General features: G+C 69.0%; 10 protein-coding genes. 3 read left to right on the forward strand and 7 right to left on the reverse strand.

All coding sequences use genetic code 11. The annotated features are described in order from the left end of the window. Together ACRDP3_RS21290 and ACRDP3_RS21295 are read right to left on the reverse strand one after the other, a co-directional pair. The coding region (locus ACRDP3_RS21290) for a DoxX family protein (RefSeq protein WP_431518580.1) at positions 1-299 on the reverse strand (299 nt) is incomplete at its 3' end. A gap of 70 nt (positions 300-369) precedes the next feature. Further along, on the reverse strand, positions 370-774 hold the full coding sequence (locus ACRDP3_RS21295) for an ATP-binding protein (RefSeq protein ID WP_431518581.1): 405 nt from the start codon (positions 772-774) through the stop codon (positions 370-372). A 90-nt stretch (positions 775-864) separates the two neighbouring features. On the opposite strand from ACRDP3_RS21295, the gene ACRDP3_RS21300 reads away from it, so the two are divergent. Further along, positions 865-1,716, forward strand: coding sequence for a helix-turn-helix domain-containing protein (locus tag ACRDP3_RS21300; protein ID WP_431518582.1), 852 nt, complete (start codon positions 865-867; stop codon positions 1,714-1,716). Next, a complete protein-coding gene (locus ACRDP3_RS21305; RefSeq protein WP_431518583.1) occupies positions 1,676-1,873 on the forward strand; it encodes a DUF397 domain-containing protein in 198 nt (65 codons plus the stop codon). Before ACRDP3_RS21300 ends, ACRDP3_RS21305 begins: the two co-directional genes overlap by 41 nt. Here the strand turns inward: ACRDP3_RS21305 and ACRDP3_RS21310 are convergent. From ACRDP3_RS21310 to ACRDP3_RS21330, 5 genes are all read right to left on the reverse strand, one after another. Further along, positions 1,860-2,660, reverse strand: coding sequence for an isocitrate lyase/PEP mutase family protein (locus tag ACRDP3_RS21310; RefSeq protein ID WP_431518584.1), 801 nt, complete (start codon positions 2,658-2,660; stop codon positions 1,860-1,862). The genes ACRDP3_RS21305 and ACRDP3_RS21310 overlap by 14 nt on opposite strands. 122 nt (positions 2,661-2,782) lie before the next feature. After that, positions 2,783-3,223 (reverse strand): type II toxin-antitoxin system HicB family antitoxin, encoded by a 441-nt coding sequence (locus ACRDP3_RS21315; protein ID WP_431518585.1) that lies wholly within the window; start codon positions 3,221-3,223, stop codon positions 2,783-2,785. After that, the gene (locus ACRDP3_RS21320) at positions 3,220-3,432 is read right to left on the reverse strand and encodes a type II toxin-antitoxin system HicA family toxin (protein ID WP_431518586.1); all 213 of its coding nucleotides are present in this window, start codon (positions 3,430-3,432) and stop codon (positions 3,220-3,222) included. Before ACRDP3_RS21320 ends, ACRDP3_RS21315 begins: the two co-directional genes overlap by 4 nt. A 103-nt stretch (positions 3,433-3,535) precedes the next feature. Next, the gene (locus tag ACRDP3_RS21325; RefSeq protein ID WP_431518587.1) at positions 3,536-4,315 is read right to left on the reverse strand and encodes a cache domain-containing protein; all 780 of its coding nucleotides are present in this window, start codon (positions 4,313-4,315) and stop codon (positions 3,536-3,538) included. Continuing rightward, positions 4,290-5,102, reverse strand: a complete 813-nt coding sequence (locus tag ACRDP3_RS21330) for a FadR/GntR family transcriptional regulator (RefSeq protein ID WP_431518588.1) — start codon at positions 5,100-5,102, stop codon at positions 4,290-4,292. The genes ACRDP3_RS21325 and ACRDP3_RS21330 overlap by 26 nt, the downstream gene beginning before the upstream one ends. Positions 5,103-5,215: 113 nt before the next feature. Between ACRDP3_RS21330 and ACRDP3_RS21335 the strand changes: the two genes are divergently transcribed. Next, the coding region (locus ACRDP3_RS21335; protein ID WP_431518589.1) for an ABC transporter ATP-binding protein at positions 5,216-5,896 on the forward strand (681 nt) is incomplete at its 3' end.

Genomic DNA, 5,896 nt, shown 5'->3' on the forward strand with positions numbered 1-5,896 from the left:
GCCATCACCCCCATCAGGCCGAGCGCCGCGGGCCCCGAGAGCCAGGGCGTGAGGAGGGCGATGGCTCCGAGCAGTTCCAGTGCGCCGGTCAGATACATGAACCACAGGCCGAAGCCGATGTCCTCGAAGGTCCCCTTGGCGCCGGGCTCGGCGAGCAGCGCGGGCAGCGCGCCCATGCGCACGAAGAACACGGCGAGCAGTCCCTGCACCACGTACAAGGCCACGCTCTTGACTTGGGCGAACCGGCCGGCGGGCGCGGCGGCCCGGGAGGTCGGCTGCGCGCCGTGTGCGTGCGTCATGACGGTCTCCTTCTGCTGGGATGCGTATGCAGCTACCCCCTTGGTACGGCAAACGCAAGGGCGACCGGGATTAATTAGCGACCTCGCACCAGATTGTCTTGCCGGCCGGTGCGGGAACGACGTCCCACTTGTCGGTGAGCAGCGCGATGAGGGAGAGGCCGCGGCCGTGTTCGTCCCATTCGCCGGCGGTGCGGTGGGTGGGAGCTTCGGGGGAGCGGTCGTAGACCTCGATGCGTACGCCGGCGTCCGTGCGGAGGAGGGTGACCGTGCACCAGCGGTCCGCGACGTGGCGGTGGACGTTGGTCACCAGTTCGGTGAGGGCGAGTTCGACCGGGTCGGCAAGGTGGGGCATCGCCCATAGCCGCAGATACGCGCGGGCGATGCGGCGCAGGTGGCGCGGTGAGTGATCGCCGACGGTCAGCGCGATCCTGTAGCGGCGGGGCGGGAATTCGGTGGGTTCCTCGATGACGTTCACGGGACAAGGCTGTTACGGGCCGATTGCTCTGGGCTATGGCTGGAATGCAACTCCGCACAGCGTGAACTCGGTGGGGCAAGGGGAGCAGTTGTGGCGAACATTCGTGAGCTCGATCCGGGAGCCTCGCCGCTCAATTACCTGGGGAGCGAGTTGCGGCGCTTGCGCGAGGCGGCGGGACTGACGCTGGCGGATCTCGGGGGGATCGTCTTCTGCACCGGGTCGCTCATCAGTCAGTTCGAGACCGCCCGAAAGGTTCCCAACGTCGATTTCCTTGAACGGGCCGACATCGCCCTCGGCACCGGCGGGGCACTGATGCGTGTCTGGGACCTGGTCAAACGCAGCGGGCTCCCGGCGTGGTTCCACGAGTACGTCCGGCTGGAGTCGACGGCCACGACCATCTACACCTTCCAGGCCCAGGTCGTGCATGGGCTGCTGCAGTCCGAGGACTATGCGCGGGCGGTGCTGCGCTCGGCTGGACCGCCGGAGACGCTGGAGGAGCGAGTGGCAGCGCGGATGGCTCGGCAGCGGGTGCTGAGCCGCGCGGTTCCACCGCTGATGTGGATTGTGCTGGACGAGGGCGCTGTCCGCCGTCTCATCGGTGGGGTAGAGACGATGCGAAATCAACTGGCCCACCTGTTGAGTTATCGCGACGATCCCCGAGTCAACATCCAAGTGCTGCCGTTCACGGCAGGCGAGCACTACGGACTGACAGGCTCTTTCACCTTGCTGACCCTCGATGACTCCCCGGATGTCGTCTACTCCGAGCTGTACCAGTCGAACCATGTGAGCGTCGATCCGCAAGCGGTGAGCGCCCGTTCGCTCCGTTACGATCATCTTAAGGCCGCCGCGCTTTCCCTCGGCGCCTCGGCAGACCTGATCGCCCGCGTCATGGAGGACCTGCATGAGCAACCGTCCGAGTCTGACCAGCGCACCGTGGCGTAAGTCGAGTTACAGCGGCGACTCCGGCGGCGAGTGTGTGGAGGTCGCCGAGCTGACCTCACGGGTCGCCGTGCGGGACTCCAAGGAGCCCGAGGGGCCCTATCTCACCTTCCCCGCCAGCGCGTTCACCGCGCTCGTCCAGTCGGTCACCGCCGACTGAAGTCCTCGTGCAGGACCTGCACTTCGCCGTAGCCGGGCACCGGTGAGGTCGAGTCGCCGGGTGGTTCCGCGATGGACCAGGCAAGGTCGACGGCGTGCTGGAGCGCCGCGCGGAAGAGGAGCGAACCCAGGCTGATGCGGCGCACGCCCGCCTCCGTGAGCAGCTCGTACGTGTGCTGGGCGGCGGGGGAGTACAGCACGTTCAGCGGTGCGTCCAGCTCCCCGGCCAGCTCCGTGATCCCGTCCAGCGCGACGAGACCGGGCACGAAGACGCCGTCCGCCCCTGCCCCCAGATACGCCTCGCACCGGCTCAGTGCCCCTGTGAGGGTGGCGTCCGTGCCGAGCCAGTGCGTGTCGGTGCGGGCGTTGACGAAGAGGCCGGGCGCGGTCTCCTTCATGGCCGTGATCTTCGCCGTCTGCAGCGCCGGATCGGCGAGCGTGCCGTCGGGCCGCCCGTCCTCGATGTTGATCCCCGCCACTCCCGCCTGCGCCAACTCCCCGGCCAGCGAGGCGACTTCCGACGGGTCGTCGCTGAAGCCGCCCTCGATGTCGACACTCACCGGCACCGGCAGCCGGGCCAGCCCCCGCCCGAGCGCGAGCGTCTCCGCACGCGCCGCGCCCGTACCGTCGGGCAGCCCGGCCGCAGCCGCGACACCCAGACTCGTGGTGCCGATCGCACCGAAGCCGCGCCGGTGCAGGGCGGCGGCGGAGGCGTGGTCCCAGGCGTTGGGGAGCAGCAGCGGGCGCTCGCCGTGATGCAGCGCACGGAAGGTCTCGTACGCGGTCAATTCGCCACCTCTGTTCTGCCCCGCCACGGAGGACGCGCGATGGGGGCACAAGGCTCCGGCGCCTACCCGTTCACGCCCTCACGAGAGCTGGATCCTGTTGCCTTCTTGTCGTGTGCATGGTTTCACTTCATGGCCCCACCGGCACCGGTGCGCCGCTTCTTCACCGTCTCGCTTCGACGTCCCTCCGGTGCCGAACCCAGCAGCTGGGAGACCCGTTGAAAGGAGACGCCGAGCAACTGTCCGGCATCACGCTGACTCAAGCTGCCGGTCAGTGCCTGCGCAGCCTGCCTCATCGCCTGCCGTTCCGCTTCGGCAGCCCGCTCCCGTGTCCTGCGCGCCTCTTCCACTTCACCGAGAAGCACCTTGGTCTCTTCCGAGAGAACGGGCTTCACTTCGACATCGAACTCCTCGGGTTCGATGTCGAGCATCAGCGCGATCGCTTCACGCACTTCGGCCTCAGCCTGATCCAGGCGCTTCGTCTGGCTGTGCACGCCCGGCAGGTCGGGTACCGACAGCGCCCACCAGTCACCAGACCGGCGGGCAGTAGCCGTGTACGTGGTCACCGCCACCACCTCTCTCCGAACTCCGCTTCGAGTGTCTTGCAAACACTCTCCGCCGTGATCTCGTTGACTTCGTTGTGCTTCGGAATGACGACCTGGGTAGTGCCACAGCGCCACATCTCGTGGCTGCCTCTCTGGCGGATCTTCTCGAATGACACCCCGTGTAACCGAGCTGCCTTCCTGATCTTCGCAATCAAGTCTCTGTGCTTCACACAGCTTAGTCTATGAATGGTAGACTAAGCAAGTCAAGTAACGCTAGAATCATATTTTCGGGTCTTGGGCCGGGCTCGCCGCTGTCCGGACTCCGCTCCGCGATCAGCCGCGCCGCTCCGCAGTGGTCGTCACCAGGATCAGCGGGACGCCGCCGCACGGCCGCAGGTGCAGCCCGTCGTGCGCCGCGCCGTCCGCCGGTCCGGTCAGTACCTTGCCGAAGTCCGGGCCCTTGAGCAGGGAGCCGGCCAGCCGGCGGGCGTCCGTCGAAACGGCGACGCGGCCACGGGAGTTGACCAGGCAGGCCGGCCCGGGCAGCCGCTGCAGCACCGGCATCAGCGCCGCCTCGAAGCGCGGCAGGTACACATCCGCCGCGGCCACTCCCATGAAGCGGCCCCCGACGGTCACCGGCACGGACAGGGTGAGGCTGTACTCGTCGGAGCAGAGGTAGTCGACGTACGGCCCCGCGACCGCCCGCTGTCCGGTGTCGCGGGCCAGCGCGAACCACTCCCAGTGGGTGTAGTCGGCGTACGCCGAATGCTCGGGGTCCAGATCGAGCAGCAGCGGACGTATCTCGCCGCCCGGACCGGTCTGCCACCACTCCAGCCATGCCGCCGGTGCGTCGGAGAGCAGCCCCGGGGCGGCGACGAAGCCCGCGCCCGACACCAGGCCGGGCGTCTCGAGCTGCGCGTGCAGGAGGGGCCGGAGCGCGGCGAGATCGGCGGTGGAGGGACGGCGGCCGGCCGCAGCGATGGAGGCGAGCAGCGCCGCGGTGTCCGTACAGGTCTCGGTCACGGCGTCGAAGACGCACTCCAGGGTGTCGCTGACCCCGGCGGCGGCATCGGCCGCCGCGGCCTCGTCAAGGACGTGTGCTCCGCCGCCCACGGGTGCCCTCCTCGGTGTGCGGACCGCCGCCGGGGCCACCACCGCCGGCACCGGGAATGCCGAGGCGGAGTTCGACCAGCCGCCCCATCGATGTCTGAACGCACTGCTCCGCCTGGGCTCTTGCCCGCTCGTCGGCACCATCGTGCACCGCGCAGATCACGGCGCGGTGACGATCGCAGACGTCCTTGAGATACGCGTCCTCGCCCAGTACGAGGCAGAGCAGGGCCCCGGCTTCGGCGTGAATGCCGATCACCTCTCGCGTCAGCCGCGCCGACTGGGCCGCGGCCGCCAGCTCCACGTGCAGGCGGCCGTGTACGCGGCTGCGCGCCGCGGCGTCCTCGGCGCCGGCCAGTTCCTCCAGTGACCTCCGCAGTGGGGAGAGGTCCTCCGGTTCGGTGCGCTGCGCCGCGAGCCGGGCGGCGGCACCGAAGGCGGCGGTCCAGTGGTCGCCGAGGTCGCGCAGCTCCTCCGTGCTCCAGCCCGCGAGATGGGCCAACAGCCGTTCCTCCACGGGCCCTTCGGGAACGGTGACGAAGCTGCCGCCGCCGCGCCCCCGGCGAGTGGTGACCAGCCCCCGCTGGCGCAGCGCCATCAGCGCCTCCCGCAACGTCACGGTGGACACGCCGAGCTGGGCGGCGAGGTCGGTCTCGCCGGGCAACTGCTCGCCGTCGGCGAGCAGTCCGAGCTCGATGGCGTCACCGAGCCGCCGCACGACGGCGTCGACCCGGGCCTGCGTGCCGATGGGAGTGAAGACGGTTCTTCGGGCACCGCCTTGGTCTCTCTTCACGCCACCACCTTGTCACTTGGCGCAGCTTTTACCTGAAGGAGGTCTTGAAGCTTGAACTATGACTTCATACATTTACTCACCAACGCCAGACAGCACCAGAAAGGTTCCCGCCCATGGAGGGACAGGCCATCCGGCTGCAGAGCCTGCGCAAGGTCTTCGGCCGGACCGAGGCGGTGGCCGGCGTCGACCTGGAGATCGAGGACGGCGAGTTCTTCTCGATGCTCGGCCCGTCCGGGTCGGGCAAGACCACGGTGCTCCGGATGATCGCCGGCTTCGAGCCGCCCACCAGCGGCACCGTCGAACTGGCGGGCAAGGACGTCACCCGCCTGGCCCCCTTCGAGCGGGACGTCCATACCGTCTTCCAGGACTACGCGCTCTTCCCGCACATGACCGTCGAACAGAACGTCGCGTACGGCCTGAAGGTCCGCGGGATACCCAAGGCCGAGCGCCTGCGGCGGGCCGGTGAGGCACTGGAGAACGTCCGCCTCGAAGGCTTCGGCGCCCGCCGCCCCTCTCAGCTCTCCGGCGGGCAGCGACAGCGGGTGGCGCTGGCCCGCGCGCTGGTCGGCCGGCCCAGAGTGCTGCTGCTCGACGAGCCGCTCGGGGCCCTGGACCTCAAGCTGCGGGAGCAGATGCAGATCGAGCTCAAGGAGCTCCAGCGCGAGGTGGGCATCACCTTCGTCTTCGTCACCCACGACCAGGACGAGGCGCTGACCATGAGCGACCGGATCGCGGTCTTCCGGCAGGGCCGCATCGAGCAGACCGGCCCCCCGGCCGAGATCTACGAGCGCCCC

Origin of the sequence: Streptomyces sp. (assembly GCF_050698815.1) — a bacterium.
In the GTDB taxonomy this organism is placed as follows: Bacteria; Actinomycetota; Actinomycetes; order Streptomycetales; family Streptomycetaceae; genus Streptomyces.

Coding starts and splice junctions, on each gene's coding strand:
- ACRDP3_RS21305 (WP_431518583.1), top strand. CDS start 1,676: ATGAGCAACCGTCCGAGTCTGACCAGCGCACCGTGGCGTAAGTCGAGT.